Here is a 16,794-nt window from a genome sequence, read left to right as displayed (position 1 = left end):
CCGGTCGATGAATTGCGGCAGTGCGGGCAAGCTCAGGAGGGAAGTTGGGCGAGTCCGGCGATGACGAGATCGTGTTCCGGCCCGCCAGGGGCGTCGTCATCGGGGTGCCAGCGATTGGCCACCGTGATCCCCGGTGGGATGAGGTGCAGGCCACCGAGCCAGCCGGTGATGGTACCGCGGCCGCGGGCGACAAGCGGGCTGGCGCTGTCTTGATAGGTGTCAATGCAGGCGCGGACTTGGTCGCGCAGGTCTGCGGGGGCGGTTTCGTCGGTGAGGTGAGATAGCGCGAGGCAGCCGGCCCTGTCCCCGCGCCGGCGATCCTGCTCAGCCTGCCGGGCAGCACCGTCCACGACGACGTCCTGCTGGACACCCTCACCGCACGGGCGGCCGACAGCGGCCTCGCCCCCGGACGGCTGCAGCTGGCCATCCCCGCTCACGCCCTCACCGGCGAACCCACGGTGCTGCGGCGGCTGCGCGAAATCCCGGCCGGCCACCACGGCATCCACCTGGCGCTCACTGACGTCCTGGACGACCACGTCCCAATCCAGGCGTTCACCACCGTGCCGTGGACGACGATCAGCCTCAACGCCGCCACGGTCACCGCCCTCACCAGCACCCCGGCCGGCGCCACGCCACTGGTCGCCGCCCTGGCCACCATCCACGCCTTCGGAGCCAGCACGCTGACCGACGACACCCGACAACACACCCGCGGTTTCGATCTCTACCAGGAACCAACTGCCGTGTCCGCGACACGAATTCACGCTCTCATCGGCGAGCGGGGGACACCGTAGTGGGCTGAGAAGTCCCCGCAGGTGCTGGACGAGGGACCGGTGCCGGGCAAGAGGGGAAGAACGCCGGAACCACGGCGGTTACCGAAGCGTGGACCGCCGGAGGCAGGGGTGGCGGGCGGTTGCCGGGAAGCTCGATTACGTCGACGGGGTGTCGGTTGGGGACTGGCTCCAGCGGAGGGCAACATGCCAGGCGGTAAGCAGCGCCTCGTCGTCCGCGTCCGTTGCGGCCACCCCGAGCGGGATCCACGTCTGCTCGACCACGGCGCCGTCGTCGATGCACTGGATGGTGATCCCGGGGTAGCGAAGTTCCTCACGGGTGCGGTCGACGACGATCGAGACGATGCGGACGTCGTGATGTAGCCGCACTTGCCTGCCTGTCATGAACCACCTCCCTGAGCTTCAACGTCAATATCGCGAGGCGCTCGTGGAGTGTCACATCTTGAGGCGCGCAACGCCCCAACTGGGTGATCTCAGTCGGAGCGATGGGTCGACGAACCAGCTCGAAAACGGGGCGCAAGCCGTCCTGGCGGCGTTGCCGGCCGCGTCGACGTGCAGGTCGTCCCAGATTGCGCAATTGGCGTCACCGTCGGTGTGCCCGTTGCGGATTGGCCTCACCGCTGCGGCCAATCCGGCCTCGCTTCCCGTCGGCGAGTTCGTCACCTATCTGTCGGTCACGGCGTCCAGAACAAGAACTGACTCAGTGGGCGCGTAAGTGGGCACATTCCAGATGGTAGTAGTTGACTGTGTCGATATCTGTAGTTCAGACCGCACTCATCAGTGCTGGGACCGCGGCAGTGGTGACCATGCTGGTCGAGTATGCAGCCAAACCTCATCTCGAAGCCAGGAAGGATCGCGTGGTCGAACGCATGCGGCTCCGTCGTCAACTGGAGGCTCGGCTCCTCTCGCTTCCCTACGACCTCATGTACCTTTACGGGTTGGAGTCGGCCAGCGTGGCTTGGTTCATGGGCGCCCAGAACCTAGAGGACATGAGCGAGGAGTGCAGTCAGCTCTACGTCGAGTTCGGGAAGTTCAGCGAGGGGCTGCCGAAGCGACAGCGAGACGTAATCGGCGGATACCTGCTGCAGCTCTCGTCAACACTGATTGCGTTACAATACCACGTCTTCATGTACAAGCAGACCGGTATTATTCGGCAACTGATTCAGGATGACGAGGTCAAGAAGGTCGGCACTGCCGATCATATTCACATGATGGTCGGCACCATCTTTGAATGCCTTGCCGGTGCCTACAGTGCGCTTGTGCTCTCGCCCGGAAGGCCAATCCGGTACGTGCGGCAAATGCGCAAGCTGGCCCAGGATCAGAAACAAAAGGCCGCGAGGTTCGCGCATAACGGCCCCGGCGCGGACGACGCCGAACCAGCAGCCGCCGCAGGCACACCGGTCAGCGGTGGCGACTAAAAGGACAAGCTCCGGCGGTAGTCGGTGTTGCTGCCGCGCGTAGCACTCGATCAGGTGATGTTCCGAGGTTTGGTGAGTGCGTGAACCGCAGGTGGGGACACTCGGCTGGACGGACTCAGGGGGTGGCGTGTGGGCGTGTTACTGGAACCGACTCCGGAGATGGGGACCTGGTCGGTGGAGGTATTCACCGGCAGTGCATGTTTTCGCTGTAGCGCGCCGGCTGACTGCGTCGATGGCAGTGGCGCCGACGCCTCAAGACTGAGGCCGATCGCGGATGCCGAGCTGCCGCCGCTCGATCCTGGCGGGCGCCCCGCGGCGTTCGAGGTGCCGGTCCGGGAACTGCGGCCGGCTATCGCGGCGGTGGACCAGGTGCTGGCTGAGCCGCTGTACTTCGACCACGTTCAGCACGGTGAACTCGACCTCGGGCGCTGGAACGAACCGATCTCGGAGGGCAGTTGGCTCCGTGTGCCCGGGCCAGTTCTGGAGTCGGCAGTCCGCGTCGGCTACCGCTCGATCGAGGTGAGCTACAACCACGTCGCCGAGCTGCGCTATCACCTCGTGGACTTCCTCAACCGCACCTGCTCGGACGACTTCACGTAGCCGCGTGCCGGCTGCCGCGGACCGCCTCTGCCGGTTCGACGCCGATCAGCCGGCGGACGTCTGCTGACGGTGGATGCATGGTGGTGCCGCTCTGGGGAAGGAGATGCGTGCGCGGAAGGACGTGCCGGGGCCGCTGTCGGGTAGCGGCGCAGTCCAGGTGTAGCCGGGCGCGCGGACGAGGGCCGCGGCGACGAGGGCGCGGCCGTAGCCGAGACGGCGGTGGCCGGCGGTGACGTGGACGTAGTCGAGCGTGGCGACCTGGCAGGCGGTGCAGCAGGTGAGGGTCGCCGTGCCGACCGGCGCGCTGTCGAGGCGAAGCTCGATCCGGCTGGTCATGCTGGTGGTCGGTGGATGTGCGACGAGGACCAGCCCTTGCTCGGGTGCGGCGTGGGGTTCGTGCTGAGTGGTGACGTCGAGGTGGGCCCATTCGGCGAGGCGGCGTTCGTGCGGATCACGCGCTTCGAGTTGGCGGCAGTCCTCGCAGAGGGTGGTGTGGAGCCGGTAGCGGTGGCTGTACATCTGGGTCATGCCGTAGTGGGTGAGGTAGTGGCTGCGCAGGCACAGCACCGGGCTGCTGCGCGCGCGGCGAACGGGCAGAAGCTCGCCGAATTCTGGTGCATGCTTGGCGGCCGTACGCCCCGCCGCGCTCGCGGTTTCGTCGCCTGGTGCGGCGCACGAGGTTTCACGGGGTCCGCGGCTATCGCCCCGCCTGCCGTGTCGGCACGCCCTCGCGTGTTCTTTGACGAGGATCGTCGCTGGCGCATCGCCCGCCGGCTGCTGCACGATGACACCATCGCCGCTATCGACCGCGTCGCCGGTTTGCTGGTTCTGATGTACGGCCAGGCCGTGTCCAGGATCGTCCGCCTTACGGTCGACGACGTTCTGCACGTCGACGGCACGGTTCAGTTGCGGCTTGGCCGCCTGCCGCTTGCGATGCCCGAACCCCTGGATGCTTTGCTGCTCGGTCTCGTGGCAACCCGTCGCGGCAAGGCTGCGCTCGGCCACACCGACGATCACCGCTGGTTGTTCCCAGGAGGTTTACCCGGTCAGGCGCTGCATCCCTTGACTTTGGCCACACGGCTGCGGGCCGTGGGCGTTCCCGGGCGAGTCGGCCGCAACACAGCCATGATCGAAAACGCAGCCACACTGCCCGCGAAAGTCCTGTCCGACCTGCTCGGCGTATCAACGGCCTGTGCGACCGCTTGGGCCGCGCTCGCAGGCGCCGATGGCAATGGCTACGCTGCGGAAATGGTTCGTTCTGCCACCAACTCGTGACACCGATCGCAGTAGAGCCCACGGCGCACGCAATCTGATCCGGCGGCGCAGCACGTGGCACGACACTGGTTGGCAGCGAGTGCTATCCATCGCCGTCGTTGAGAATCTCTTCCACGATGATTTCAATGACCCGGTCTCGGTCGGCGGGCGAGATTTGTTCAGCGGTCGGCAGTTCGATGCGCACTCGTCGAGCGACTGTGTCGTGTTTCGGCTTCAAGGTCTTGGTGCGCAGATCCTTGAAGATAGTCCAGGTCAGTGTGGCCGCGCTGACGATCAGGGAACCTAGCGTCACGGGATCAAAATATTGATCCGGCTTCAGCTGCACATCGCGGGCGTACAGGGCTGCCGCCACATCGGCTTCTAGCCGTTGCCCGCCAACCGACGCCAGTCGGCGTGCCGCGGCGCGTGCCGCACGTTCGACCGGTCCGCCGATAACGGGCACCTGCTCACTCATCGCTCTCCTCGGCGGTGTTATTGTCCTTAATGAACTTGAAGACCTCTGGCGGCAAGGTTGTTCCAGTCACGCCACTCCACACTTCTGTCAAGGCCTGCAGGCCGAGTTGCGCTGTCAACCGAGCCAGATGCACTGGACCGGGGCCTGTTGCTGGATGCGGAAACTCATCGAATAGCGCCACGCATCGGACCGTCCACTCAAGTGCCTCCCGGGTTTTTCCTCGCTTTTCGGCGAGAATCCCCCACTGCCCGTAGGTCATAGCCATCCCAGGTCGATCACCCAGCTCGTCTTTTATGGTGAGGGATTGGCGGTACCATTGCTCGGCCTCGTCCAGTCGCCCTCGCAACTCTGCCACCAAGCCGAGCTGATGATACGAGGCGCTCATACTGGACCGATTACCCAGTTCCTCGTTGATGGTGAGGGATTGGCGGAACCATTGCTCGGCCTCGTCCATTTTCCCTCGCAACTCTGCGACCATGCCGAGCTGATGATACGAGGCGGTCGTGCCAGGCCGATCGCCCAGTTCCTCTTTTATGATGAGGGATCGGCGGTGCCATTGCTCGGCCTCATCTAGTTGCCCTCGCAACTCTGCCACGATGCCGAGCTCATGATACGAGATGCTCATACTGGGCAGATCACCCAGTTCCTCGCTGATGGTGAGGGATTGGCGGAACCATTGCTCGGCCTCGTCCAGTTGCCCTCGCAACTCTGCCACCATGCCGAGCTCATGATACGAGATGCTCATACTGGGCAGATCACCCAGTTCCTCGCTGATGGTGACGGATTGGCGGAACCATTGCTCGGCCTCGTCCAGTTGCCCTCGCAACTCTGCCACCATGCCGAGCTGATGGTACGAGGCGCTCACGCTGTGCCGGTCACCCAGTTCCTCGTTGATGCCGAGACATTGGCGGTACCACTGCTCGGCCTCGTCCAGCCGCCTGCGAGTCTGCGCCACCCTGCCGAGGTGGTGGCTGACGGCAGCGAGTTGGTGACGTTGCTGCTCCGAGTCCGGCTGTGCCAGCAACATCTCACGAATACGGATATGGCTAGCCTCGGCGGTATCCAGCTGACCCGCGAGCTGTAGGCGACTGGCGTGCGCGCCGACGACGAACAGCCAAAGCGCTCCCTCTGGCTGCTGGAGCGGTGGCGGGTTCCCGTCCGTGTCCTCCAGGGCAAGTTGTGCTCGGTCGACCCACCCACGGGCTTCGACGGTCAGTCCACCGCGATCCCAAAAACGGTTGAGAGGTTGGATGATAGCCAGAGCCTCCGGCCACTGGCGTTGCTGCAGCGCAAGGCCGAGCAGGTGCCCCAGCATCCTCCGCTGAAGACCGATGATCTGGTACGCCAGCGCGGCATTACCTGACCTGATCTCCTGGTCCAGCCAGGTTCCGAGTCTGCTGTAGGCCCTAAGTAGCACGCGTTCGCCAGTGGCGCGGTCTGCTGGATAGCTTTCGGGGTCGTCGGTGTGCCACTGCTGGGCCAGGAAGGCGGGCAGCGCAGGGTGGACGCTGTACATCCCCCCGCCCCACGCTGTGAGCAGACCCACCTGTGCAGCCTGGTCCAGCACGGAAGACCAGCTGTCGCGGTCGACGTCGCGGAAGCGGTCGGGAACCTGCTCGTCGCCGGAGAACCAGCCAAGCACGTCGGCGTCGGCGACACCGACACACAGGCTGAGTGCAACCATCAGCCGACGTGCGGTGGGTTCGAGGTGGTTGATGGAGTAGGTAATACTCACCGGCAGAGACGTGGTACGACTGTCGTCGATGCTGTCGGGCAGGGGGCGGGTACCGCGTAGGCCAGCCAATAGGGCGTCCGGGTCGGTGGTGTCCAGGTGCGGCAGCAGCAACCGCATGCTCAGCGGGTGACCATCCAACCAGGCCAGCAGCTCAGCGAACGCACGGGACGCTCGCCGGGGCATCGCCGCCGGGAATGGGTGCAGCACATGATCGGCGTACTCCACCGCCTCGTCGCGGGTCAGGCCGCCTACCTCGATACGGCGCAGCTCGCCTAGCCAGGTCTCGGGGGTACGGCTGGTGACCAGCACGGCACTGCGACCGCCGGCCGCAACCGTGTGCAGAAACTCACGTAGCTCGTCCCGGGCCGCGTCGTCCAGCGGTGGGGTAGCCGAGGTGGGGTCAGGCATCGAGCACGCGGACTCGAAGTTGTCCCACACCACAAGCGCTCGGTGTTCGCGCAGCAGCTGGTGGACTAGAGCCCTGCGGACGGGCGGATCTTGGAGGGCGAAGTCCGCGCCGTAGACCTGCAGGCCGATGGCCGAGATCACCCCGTCCAGCCCGAACGAGTCAACGCCAGGCTCGAAGGAATGCCAGATCACCCACTCCGGGTGCTCCACACCGCCGGTGTCGCGCCACCATCGCGCGAACGCCTTGGCCAACTCGGATTTCCCGGTCCCGCCCGGGCCATACAAGACCACCACTCGTTGAGTACGAGCGGCGACTTCCAGTGAGTAGAACAATCCGTCACGGCCGACGAACTCACCTACCGGTGCGAGCGCATCGCGCTGTTCATGCTCGCCAGCGGTGCGCAAAGCGTCCAGCGCGGCATCCAACGTCACCCCGGAGGGCGCGGCGGGGAGGATTCGCAGGTCGGGGAAATGGACCTCGCGGCGCAGGTAGTGCACCGGGATGACCCAGTCCGCGAGCGGCAACTGACCCTTCGGACTGGGGCGTTCGGGCCGGTTCGCCATTCGAGCGCGGCCGGCCAGTACCGCGTCGTTGACCGTGTCGCCGGTGAACAGTCGCTCGTAGAACGCGGTCATGAACTCGGCCGCGGCCACGGCGTAGACGCTATAGGCCATCGCCACGACTGCCGAAGCGCCGCCGGCCAGCAGCCGGGTCGCGACCGTTGCCTCCAACTGTTTGCCAACCGCGCCGGACTGGCAGGCGTTGAGGACCACCACCGGAACCTGTGCCTTACCCAGCACCTGCCCGATCCGCTCCGCCGATACCTGATCGGCGCCACCACCAGGTTTCTCAAACACCAGCATGCCTTCGCCCGCTGGCTGACCGTAGCTCAATGGTGTGCCCGCACCGGCTCCGGCTCGGGCTCCGGCCAGTACGCCGTGGCCGTCGAAATGCACAATCTGAAAAGGATTCCCCTCCGCGCGGGCCGCCTGCAAGGTGTTGATCAGTGCGTCGAGAGTCGGTGGACGCAGCACCACCAGGTCGACTTGGCCCTGCACTGCCTTCAGCCGGCGCAGCAGCGGACGAGCGATCATCTGGTAGCCGATATCGTTGGTGCCGCGCGGTCGGGAGATTACCATCAACACACGCAGCTTCGAACCCTCCACGGCAAAGGTCGGGCCCCATTGCGCAGGTGACAGGCTACGACTGATTCCGAGCCCGTCCAGTACCACCGGCGTGGGCCGAGCAGGATCTTGCAGTAGCTCCCAGGGCAGCCCCAGCCAGGCCGGCAACGTCGACCGCAGGACGATCTCCGTCGCACCCGGCTGCACGGCACGGCTGCGGACGGCGATGTAGGCATCGCGAGCCGGACCGGTTCCGAACAGAGCGGAAAACATCGCCGTGCCCCACTCCGGGAGGTCGTTGGCGATCCGGCTGCCCTGGTCCTCGTAGACGCCGAACGGTGCCCGAAGGTAGTCCTCCAGATACCAACGCAAATTCTCAAGCTGATCCGCATCCAGCGGCCACGTCAGCACAGCGGGCTTGGTGGCTGCGCTGGGAAGCTCGCCGGCCACCCAGGTGGACACGGACACACGTCCATCTAGGTCAAGATCGACCAGCAGCCGGTCCACCACGGTAACATCAGAGCCCCTCTCGTATCGTCCAGTCGCCGATGATCTACGCAGCGTTACGTCGGACCCCAAGCCAACCACAGTGGAGATAGTGGTTGCGCAAACGCGCTCTTGTGCCGCTGGTCGAGCGTCGACGAGAGGCCGATCACCGACGGCCGAGCCGTTTCATTTGGTCACCGAGCGGCTGGCTATTCGACAAGTTCTTATATTGCCACCTACCAGCACCCGGGCAGAACCGGCTGTCCGGCTCCCTCGGTGGGCTCCTGCTGGGCGGACACAACCCGGACACCGGAGACCTGGTCTACATCGGCGACGTCGGCCTGTTGACCGGACTAACGGAGGACACGCCCGCGGGCTGAGCTTCACGCGCCGGGTGTTCCGGTAGATCACCTCCATCGTGATCACGGAGGTGAGCGGATTGACTGACGAGCCGCAGCGGGCCATCGATGAGATTCGGCTGCCGCGATGGGGCCGCGTCGTTGCAGCGGAAGGCTCGGTCCCATGGGTGGTCGTCGGCCCCGACGATGTCGTTGTCGCGCCGATCCGGGAGTTCCTGGCCGAGTTCGTCGCGATGGGCCGAAGTCCTGGCTCGGTGCGTAGTTACGCCTACGACCTGCTGCGGTGGTGGCGTTGGTTGCTGATTGCCGGAATCGAGTGGAACCGCGCCACCGAGGCGGAAACCCGGGACTTCGTCTTGTGGCTGCGGCAGGCGGTGAAGCTCCGCCGGTCGAGCCGGACTACGTCGGCCGGGTTGGTCGGCACGGTCAACCCGATCACGCGCAAGCAGTACCTCGGCGACGGTTACCAGCCGCGGACGGTCCGGCACTCGAACGCGGTAGTCCGCGCCTTTTACGAGTACTGGATCGATCGTGGCGAGGGTCCTGTGGTCAACCCGGTGCCGCGGGATCCGCGTGGCGGCCGTAGCAACGCCCACCACAACCCGTTGCAGCCGTTCCGGGCCGAGGGCCGGATCCGCTACAACCCGAAGGTCCCGAAGCGTCGCCCGCGGGAGATGCCGGAAGCGTTGTGGCGCGACGTTTTCGGAGCGCTGCGGTCCAATCGAGACCGTGCGCTGCTGGCGACGGCGGTGAGCAACGGCGCCCGGGCCGCGGAGCTCCTTGGTGTGCGCGCGGTCGACTTGGACTGGGGTGATCAGCTGGTGCGGGTGGTGCGCAAGGGCAGCGGCGCCGAGCAGTGGCTTCCGACTAGCGCGGAGGCGTTCGTGTGGATCAGGCTCTACCTGGCCGACCTCGGAGAGCCGCTGGCGCCGGACTCACGGCTGTGGTGGACGTTGCGGCGGCGCGATCGGGGCCGGGGTTTGAGTCGGCAGCCGTTGAACTATGAGGCGCTGCGGGCGGTGTTCCGTCGGGTCAACGCTGTCCTCGGAACGAACTGGACCATGCACGACCTGCGGCACACGGCCGCATTGCGGATGTCGCGCGATGAGAACCTCTCTTTGAAGGATGTGCAGGTCATTCTCGGGCATGCGCACTTGTCGACGACAGCGGACGTGTATGTCGTCGAGGACGAAGCGCAGATCATCCGGCGCGTCGGCCGGCACCTCACGGACCGAACGCGTCCGGCAGCGGCGGCGCCGGTCGCGGTGGGGTACGACGCCACGGATCTCGACATCCTGCTGGGAGGGCTTCGATGACCAGGACACCCCTGCTCACCAGCGATGTCGCCGAGGTCGGTGCGGCGGCGACGCCGTCGTCGGGCGCCGCCCGGGTGGGGCCGCTGGATGACTGGTCGATCGAGCAGGTCATTGCGTCGTTTTCGTCATTGCCCACGTGGCCACTGGGTAACCGGGACGCGCGCCGGTGGCGGGTCGAGGGCGCTCATAGGGTCCTGTCCTGGCTGGCGGAGCACCCAGGACGCGGTTGGCAGGAGCGGTGGGTGAACAGCGGCGCCGACGCTGGTGTCGGCTGGATCGACGACGTGATCGCACGAGAGGCCAGTACAGATCCGAAGTACCGGACGGTGCTCACCCATGGCCTGACCTTCCTGCTTCTGGCGCGTGTCGTGGTGCCCAGCTACACCTTCTTGACGGCGTATGCAGCCAGCCATCTGCTCGGGTATGTCCGGCAGACGCACCGACCAGACCTGTTTATCCAACTCGAAGAGCGCGCCGTCGCGTTGGAAGCACCGATGCGGCGCCGCACCGAGGCGCTGTCGATCCTAAGCAAGCTGGTGCTACACACCGGTCGCGACCTGAACCAGCTGACCGCGGAGGACTTCCTCGAGTTCCGCGCCTGGGTCAAGCAGCGCGGCAGCAAGTACATCGGAGGCTCGCACCAGGCGAACCTGGCCTGGGACCTTGTCCGCGACATCGCCGGCCTCGAGGGGCCGCCCTCGTTCCGCGACACCCTGCGCACCGGCCAGCGCAGCAACGCCGAACTCGTCGGTAGCTACCCGATCCGCAACGCCGAGATCCGCGAGGTGCTCGTCCGCTATCTGGACCAGCGCCGGCCTCAGCTGGACTATTCATCGCTGCGGCGCCTGGTGACCGACCTGGTCGGCAACTTCTGGATCGACATCGAGCGCCACCATCCCGGCATCGACACCTTGCGCCTACCTGAGGACGTCGCCGCCGCCTGGAAACAGCGCTTGCGCGTGATCACGACGAAAGACGGACCCACACGCCCGCGGCGGGGTTACCTCGATGTGCTGGCTCGTGTGCAGTCGTTCTACCTCGACATCCAGCAGTGGGCCCTGCAGGACCCGTCGTGGGTGCGGTGGGCGGTGCCGTCGCCGATCCGGCGCGGCGAGACCGACGGAATGGCGAAGGTGGCCCGGCAGGTCAGTGACGAGATGCATCAACGAGTACGCGAACGGCTACCGCGCCTGCCCGCACTGGTCGAGACCGCCGAACGGCAACGTGCCTTCCACAGCGGTCTGCTCGAACTCGCCAGCGCCGCCGCCGTCGGAGACGAGTTCGCCTACCAGGAGCGCCGCTACCGTCGCGTGGAGGAGAAAGCCTTCATCCCACACCGCTACCGCGGACAGGCCCCACCGAATGTCACCGTCTCGGATCTCGACGCAGGGGAGCGGATCGATGTGACTCGCAGGGAGAACACCGCGTTCTGGGCATGGGCGAGCATCGAAACACTTCGCCACACAGGAATCCGGGTAGAAGAGATGTGCGAGCTGACGCACCTGGCGCTGGTGTCCTACCAACTGCCCGACACCGGTGAAATTGTCCCGATGCTGCAGATCGTGCCGTCGAAAAGCAACGAGGAACGGCTGCTGCTGGTCGGACCGGAGCTTGCCAGCGTTCTGGCCACCGTCATCACCCGGCTGCGCCGGCAGAATGGCGGCACTGTCCCCTTGACCCGCCGCTACGACCCGCATGACCGGGTCCTCGGGCCGCCACTGCCGCACCTGTTCCAGCGGCGACGCAGCTGGCGCTGGGAGATCATCTCCTACTCCGGACTGAACCGGCTGCTCGAGGTGACGCTCGCGGAATCCGGGTTGTGCGACGCAGCCGGTGCGCCGTTGGTCTATACCCCGCACGACTTCCGGCGCATGTTCGCCACCGAGGCCGCGACCGGCGGGCTACCCGTGCACATCGTCGCGCGGCTGCTGGGGCACGCCAACATCAACACCACCCAGGCCTACATGGCGATCTTCGACGAAGACCTCGTCCGCAACTACCGCGCGTTCCTTGACCGGCGGCGAGCGATCCGCCCGGAAGCCGAATATCGCGAACCGACCGATGCAGAGTGGCGTGAGTTTCAGCAGCACTTCCAGGCCCGCAAGCTGGAACTCGGCGAATGCGCCCGCCCCTACGGCACGCCCTGCCAGCACGAGTTCGCCTGCATCCGCTGCCCCAGCCTCCGACTCGACCTCGCCGCGCGGCCACGCCTGGTCGCGATCATCGACAACCTCAAGGACCGCATCCGTGAAGCACAGCTGAACGGATGGCTCGGAGAGGCCCTCGGCCTCCGCAGCAGCCTGGACAAAGCAGTACAGAAGTTGGTCAGCCTCGACCGCACCCGAGACCGGCAGCCCACCGGACCAGTCAACCTCGGCATTCCCACCATCAAGGACAGCTAAATGTGCCCTGAACAGGACAACGGTAGGTAGTCCGCGCAGTCGGTCAACTCAATGACTCGGCTGAGAACACACCGCCGACTACGGTCGCAAAGCGGAAAACCGGTGAATCATTTCCCGACAATCGCCCGGTTTGGTTTCTGGCTACGCCGGTTGGAACCGTGATATGCAGGTCGGGAACTCGCAAGTGGCTACGCGACGTTCAAGGCAAGTGAATTGTCGGATGACCGCAGGGAGGGCCGGTTGAGCCTGACGCATCTGCTTGTGATCGTTCCCGGTATTGGAGGCAGCGTCCTCGAGCAGCACGACGGCCGCCCCGTGTGGGGTCAGAACCTGTCCGGAACGGTCCGGGCAGCGTTTGCTCCAGACCGGCTGGCGATGTCGGAGCCGGTGGTGCCGGTTGGGTTGCTGCCGGGCTTGGGCGTGCTGCCGTGGATGAAGGTGGCCGGGTACGACAGGCTGGTCCAGCGGCTGATGAACCGGCTCTCCCTCGGACCCGACGATATCGACACTGCACATCCGCACAGGGCGCCCCGGGCAGGGGCGAGCGTGTTGTTGTTTCCCTACGATTTCCGTCAAGGAATGGCCTACAACGCCGAGAGATTGCGGCATGAGATCCAGCGGAGGGTGGGAAATCGGCAGGTGATCGTGGTTGCCCACTCGATGGGTGGTGTGGTCGCCCGGTGGTGGTGGGCGGTGTCGGGCGGGCACCGGATCTGCCGTTCTTTGATTACGGTGGGCACGCCGCACCGCGGCGCGCCGAAGGCGATCGACTGGTTGCTCAACGGAGTGCGGCTAGGTCCGCGGCCGATGGCGGCGGTGTCGAGTCGACTGCTGCGGTCCGCCGCCGAGGTGGTATCAGGGTGGGAGTCAACGTGGGAGCTGCTGCCACGCTATCCAGCGGTGCTGGACGTTACCGGCCCGGCGTATCCACACGAGGTTTCCGTCGCCCCCGAGTCATTCCGCACGCGGGCGAAGACCGCATACGGAACGCACCTGGAGTTGGAGGCGTCCTGCGCGGCGGTGTTCGAGTGCGAACCGCAGGCACGCTCGCGGTTCATGGCCTTCTACGCCACCGGACACGCCACCGCCGGTCGCGCCGTGGTCGAGGGCCAGCGCGTGCTGGTCAGTCGTGCGGATGCCGAGTGGTTGCCCAGCCAGGGTTGGGAAGGCGGAGACGGCACGGTTCCCGCTATTTCCGCCACTCCGGTGGAGTATGCGGCTGAGGCTGACGATGGGGTCTATCACCGGACCTGGTGGCCGGAACCGCATCTGCCGATTGCCTCGGCACATGGTGTGGTGGAGTTTGTCGCTCGATTCGAATCCGCCCCGCTGGACGCGGTGCGTGGTGAAGCCGGGCCCGACCGCCCGTGGGTGGGGTTCGACGTGGACGAGGTCACCGCCGCCGGCGAGCCGTCCACGGCACGGGTGCGACTGTGCGGCGCCGATCCCCAACGGGTGACAGCCCGGGCCAGGCTCATCGCCGAGCCCGGTGTCCCGCTTGAGCTACCGGAGCATCTTCCGGTCGACTGGCGGGAGGGGAGCTGGCGGGTCGAGATCCCGGAGCTGCCGCCGGGTGCGTACCGGCTGCGGGTCGAGTTGGACCAGGTGCCCGACGTAGACCGGGTGGTGGGCGAGGACGTCATCGGGGTGATTCAGCCATGACCGGGTGGCGCTGGGACCGCGCGGACGATCCGGAGGAGCTGGCTCGCTACGTCCAGCAAGACCTAGCGCGCAAGCTCCTGCCAGCACGCCTGGCTCGGAGGCTGCCCGGACCGCACAGCCAGGCGCCTGCCGAGCGAGCGCGGCGAATCTACGAGGTGTTCGCCGAAGCCGGGGTGCGCTACGTCGGTGAGCCAACCAGCAGCGGCGCGGGTTTGCAGACCGTCCGGCCAGTGGACCAGGTGCTAGCCCGGCCACGGCACGGAACCTGCCTGGACGTGTGCGTGGCCTATGCCGGGGCGTGCCTGGATGCCGGGCTGCATCCGATAATCGTGGTATTGGACCCCCGGCACGGCGGGGCCGGGCACGCGATTGTGATGATCTGGCTGGACGGCTCGTGGCCGACGTCGCAGGCCGACTACCCGCTGCGCGACGTGGTGCATGCCACCGCGCCGGTAACCGAGGACGGGTTCCCGCTGGCGCGAGAGATTCGGCCTGGGACTGAGGCAGCGGGGTCCTTCCTCGCGATCGATGTCACCGGCGCGACCCGACCGGCGAACGCCACCGCAGCGGTCAAAGACTGGGCCGCCGCCGTTGCCGACGGCGCGGAAATGATCACGACCACAGGTACCGCCGGTGGGCGGTGGCGATGGGGGATGAGCGTCGACGTTGGACTGTCCCGCCGGACTGACCCTGCCCTGGACTTGGAGGACTGGCGGGCCCCGGGTTTTCAGCCGTTGACCGCCCCGTACCTGGCGCCCAACCCACAGGCCGGCCCGCTGACCCAGATCAAGGCGCGCCAAGGCGTAGTCCCGTTTTACGCCCGCGATGAACTGGACCTGCTGCTGGACTGGGCCGAGGCCCGCAGCACCGCCAACGACGGTATCGAACTCGCGGTGCTGCACGGCGTGGGCGGCGCCGGCAAAACCCACCTGGCCGCCGAACTGTGCCGCAGGCTGGACGCAGCGGGCTGGTACACCGGGTTCCTCGCCAAGAACCCGACACCCAGCAGCGAAGATTTGGCCTGGCTGGCAGGGGTAGAGTCACCCGTGCTGGTCGTCGTGGACTACGTCGAAGACACCGCCACAACTGGTGTACTTGCGACGCTCAAGACACTCCGCGGTCGGGAAGAGCCGACCAGGATGCTGCTAACCGCCCGGGCGACCGGCGACTGGCTAACGACCATCATCAGCGGCGCCGAGCGCGACGGCCTCAGTTCCGCCGCGCCGTTGCTCGTTCCGCTGCCACGGCGGCATCCGGCTTCAACAGGCGTGTTCCGCCGCGCCGCGCAACGCTTCGCTGAACTGCCCGGCAGGTCGGCCGCAACCGTCGAACAGCCACCAGCGAACCCGCGCTGGACCACCCTGGACCTGGTACTGCAGGCGTGGCTGGCCACCGACAGCGCTATCGACGACGCGCTGCCGACCCAGCGGGATACGCTGTATGACCGGGTCCTGGAGCGAGAATTCGAATACTGGCAGCGGACGTGCAAGAAACGCGAACTGCCTGAATATCCCTCGTGGCTGCTGGCGCGGGTGGGTGCGGTCCTGACAATTCTCGGACCAGCCACTGCAGATCGAGCAACCAGAGCTGTCACCGCCATCGATGAATTTGCCGATCCCACACTCGATCGAGCTGTCCTCGTCGACGTGCTCATCGGACTGCTTGCCTCGGACACTGCGGACGAAGGCTTCGCGATCCGGCCTGACCCCGTCGGGGAGCGGCTAGTACTACGAGAATTCACCGCCACCCCTTACCTACTGGATCGTTGTATACCGGTTGCTCCAACGACAGACCGACAGGTGGCTGAGCATCCGGACGCGACGCACGTCGATGCTGATGTACAAGCCGCGATCATGGAAGGCTTCCGGGCGTGTTCTGTACTTACCCGCGCAGCGGAACAGGATACTTCGGCCGCCAAAGACCTGACCCGAAGACTGCTCGACCGCCATATCTACTTGTGGTCAACGGGCCTCGCCGTTGCTCTGAACCAAGGCGGACCATTCGCCGCCACGCTGACAGAACTCGCCGAGCAAAAAGACACACCGTTGCCACTGGCTCAGCTCGCCACCACGATACCCGCAGGACACGCGGCGCTCCGAACGCTTGCACTCACCGCCACGCAACGCAACCGACCAGAACTGGACCCCGCAAACACCGACGGCAACAACCGCAAGGCTTTCGCTGCCTGGTCGAACAACCTCGCTGTCCGACTCGGTGATGCTGGTGACCGCGCGGGCGCCTTGGCCGCGATCGACGAGGCCGTCGCTCTGCAGCGCCAGCTAGCAGAGACCAACTCAGCCGCATTCCTGCCCGACCTCGCCGGGTTCCTGAATAACCAAGCTGGCATGCGGGATCGGGTTGGTGACCTCCGGGGCGCATTGGCTGCGATCGACGAAGCCGTCACATACTACCGCCGGCTGGCTGAGGACAACCCGGCCGCGTTCCTGCCCGAACTCGCCGCGGCGCTGAATAGCCAAGCCAACCGGCGGAGTGAGGTTGGTGATAGCGCTGGTGGCCTGACCGTCTTCGATGAGGCCGTCGCCTTACTGCGCCGGCTGACCGAGGACAACCTGGCCGCGTTCCTGCCCGACCTCGCCATGTCGCTGAGCAACCAAGCCGCCACGAGGATTGAGGTTGGTGACCGTCGGGGCGCCCTGGCTGCGATCGACGAAGCCGTCACACACTACCGCCGGCTGACCGAGGACAACCCCGCCGCGTTCCTGCCCTAACAAGACAATAATCTGAGCAACCAAGATGCGGCGAGGA

Annotated in this window: 13 protein-coding genes; 8 read left to right on the top strand and 5 right to left on the bottom strand. The window is 66.1% G+C overall.

Going from position 1 to position 16,794, the window contains the following annotated elements:
- Window positions 1-32 precede the first annotated feature (32 nt).
- Complete coding sequence (locus ACWEVN_RS11525; protein ID WP_452051175.1) at window positions 33-536, bottom strand: SAM-dependent methyltransferase; 504 nt, start codon at window positions 534-536, stop codon at window positions 33-35.
- A 24-nt stretch (window positions 537-560) separates the two neighbouring features.
- On the opposite strand from ACWEVN_RS11525, the gene ACWEVN_RS11520 reads away from it, so the two are divergent.
- Window positions 561-791: a hypothetical protein gene (locus ACWEVN_RS11520; protein WP_452051174.1), complete on the top strand. Its 231-nt coding sequence runs from the start codon at window positions 561-563 to the stop codon at window positions 789-791.
- A gap of 135 nt (window positions 792-926) precedes the next feature.
- Here the strand turns inward: ACWEVN_RS11520 and ACWEVN_RS11515 are convergent, their stop codons facing one another.
- The gene (locus ACWEVN_RS11515; RefSeq protein ID WP_452051173.1) at window positions 927-1,172 is read right to left on the bottom strand and encodes a hypothetical protein; all 246 of its coding nucleotides are present in this window, start codon (window positions 1,170-1,172) and stop codon (window positions 927-929) included.
- Window positions 1,173-1,588: 416 nt separating this feature from the next.
- Between ACWEVN_RS11515 and ACWEVN_RS11510 the strand changes: the two genes are divergently transcribed.
- The gene (locus ACWEVN_RS11510; RefSeq protein ID WP_452051172.1) at window positions 1,589-2,206 is read left to right on the top strand and encodes a hypothetical protein; all 618 of its coding nucleotides are present in this window, start codon (window positions 1,589-1,591) and stop codon (window positions 2,204-2,206) included.
- A gap of 135 nt (window positions 2,207-2,341) precedes the next feature.
- Entirely contained in the window at window positions 2,342-2,806 is a 465-nt protein-coding gene (locus tag ACWEVN_RS11505) for a hypothetical protein (protein ID WP_452051171.1), read from the top strand.
- A gap of 45 nt (window positions 2,807-2,851) precedes the next feature.
- Here the strand turns inward: ACWEVN_RS11505 and ACWEVN_RS11500 are convergent, their stop codons facing one another.
- Complete coding sequence (locus ACWEVN_RS11500) at window positions 2,852-3,334, bottom strand: GNAT family N-acetyltransferase (protein WP_452051170.1); 483 nt, start codon at window positions 3,332-3,334, stop codon at window positions 2,852-2,854.
- Between the two features lie 18 nt (window positions 3,335-3,352).
- On the opposite strand from ACWEVN_RS11500, the gene ACWEVN_RS11495 reads away from it, so the two are divergent.
- Window positions 3,353-4,081, top strand: coding sequence for a hypothetical protein (locus ACWEVN_RS11495; RefSeq protein WP_452051169.1), 729 nt, complete (start codon window positions 3,353-3,355; stop codon window positions 4,079-4,081).
- An 82-nt stretch (window positions 4,082-4,163) separates the two neighbouring features.
- Here the strand turns inward: ACWEVN_RS11495 and ACWEVN_RS11490 are convergent, their stop codons facing one another.
- On the bottom strand, window positions 4,164-4,535 hold the full coding sequence (locus ACWEVN_RS11490; protein WP_452051168.1) for a hypothetical protein: 372 nt from the start codon (window positions 4,533-4,535) through the stop codon (window positions 4,164-4,166).
- Window positions 4,528-8,310: a tetratricopeptide repeat protein gene (locus tag ACWEVN_RS11485; protein WP_452051167.1), complete on the bottom strand. Its 3,783-nt coding sequence runs from the start codon at window positions 8,308-8,310 to the stop codon at window positions 4,528-4,530. The genes ACWEVN_RS11490 and ACWEVN_RS11485 overlap by 8 nt, the downstream gene beginning before the upstream one ends.
- Window positions 8,311-8,707: 397 nt before the next feature.
- Here ACWEVN_RS11485 and ACWEVN_RS11480 point away from each other — a divergent pair, with 397 nt between their 5' ends.
- The 4 genes from ACWEVN_RS11480 (at window position 8,708) to ACWEVN_RS11465 (ending at window position 16,757) form a co-directional block, all read left to right on the top strand.
- Window positions 8,708-9,964 (top strand): tyrosine-type recombinase/integrase, encoded by a 1,257-nt coding sequence (locus ACWEVN_RS11480; RefSeq protein ID WP_452051166.1) that lies wholly within the window; start codon window positions 8,708-8,710, stop codon window positions 9,962-9,964.
- The gene (locus tag ACWEVN_RS11475; RefSeq protein ID WP_452051165.1) at window positions 9,961-12,366 is read left to right on the top strand and encodes a tyrosine-type recombinase/integrase; all 2,406 of its coding nucleotides are present in this window, start codon (window positions 9,961-9,963) and stop codon (window positions 12,364-12,366) included. Before ACWEVN_RS11480 ends, ACWEVN_RS11475 begins: the two co-directional genes overlap by 4 nt.
- 240 nt (window positions 12,367-12,606) lie before the next feature.
- On the top strand, window positions 12,607-14,028 hold the full coding sequence (locus tag ACWEVN_RS11470) for an esterase/lipase family protein (RefSeq protein ID WP_452051164.1): 1,422 nt from the start codon (window positions 12,607-12,609) through the stop codon (window positions 14,026-14,028).
- Window positions 14,029-14,183: 155 nt separating this feature from the next.
- Entirely contained in the window at window positions 14,184-16,757 is a 2,574-nt protein-coding gene (locus ACWEVN_RS11465; protein ID WP_452051163.1) for a hypothetical protein, read from the top strand.
- Window positions 16,758-16,794 lie beyond the last annotated feature (37 nt).

The sequence above is a fragment of the Amycolatopsis sp. NPDC003861 genome, from assembly GCF_053605405.1.
The sequence above is the reverse complement of the archived record's forward strand: the minus strand, read 5'-3'. Positions and strand labels throughout refer to the sequence as shown.

Coding starts and splice junctions, on each gene's coding strand:
- ACWEVN_RS11515 (WP_452051173.1), bottom strand. CDS start 1,172: ATGACAGGCAGGCAAGTGCGGCTACATCACGACGTCCGCATCGTCTCG.
- ACWEVN_RS11475 (WP_452051165.1), top strand. CDS start 9,961: ATGACCAGGACACCCCTGCTCACCAGCGATGTCGCCGAGGTCGGTGCG.
- ACWEVN_RS11490 (WP_452051168.1), bottom strand. CDS start 4,535: ATGAGTGAGCAGGTGCCCGTTATCGGCGGACCGGTCGAACGTGCGGCA.
- ACWEVN_RS11500 (WP_452051170.1), bottom strand. CDS start 3,334: ATGACCCAGATGTACAGCCACCGCTACCGGCTCCACACCACCCTCTGC.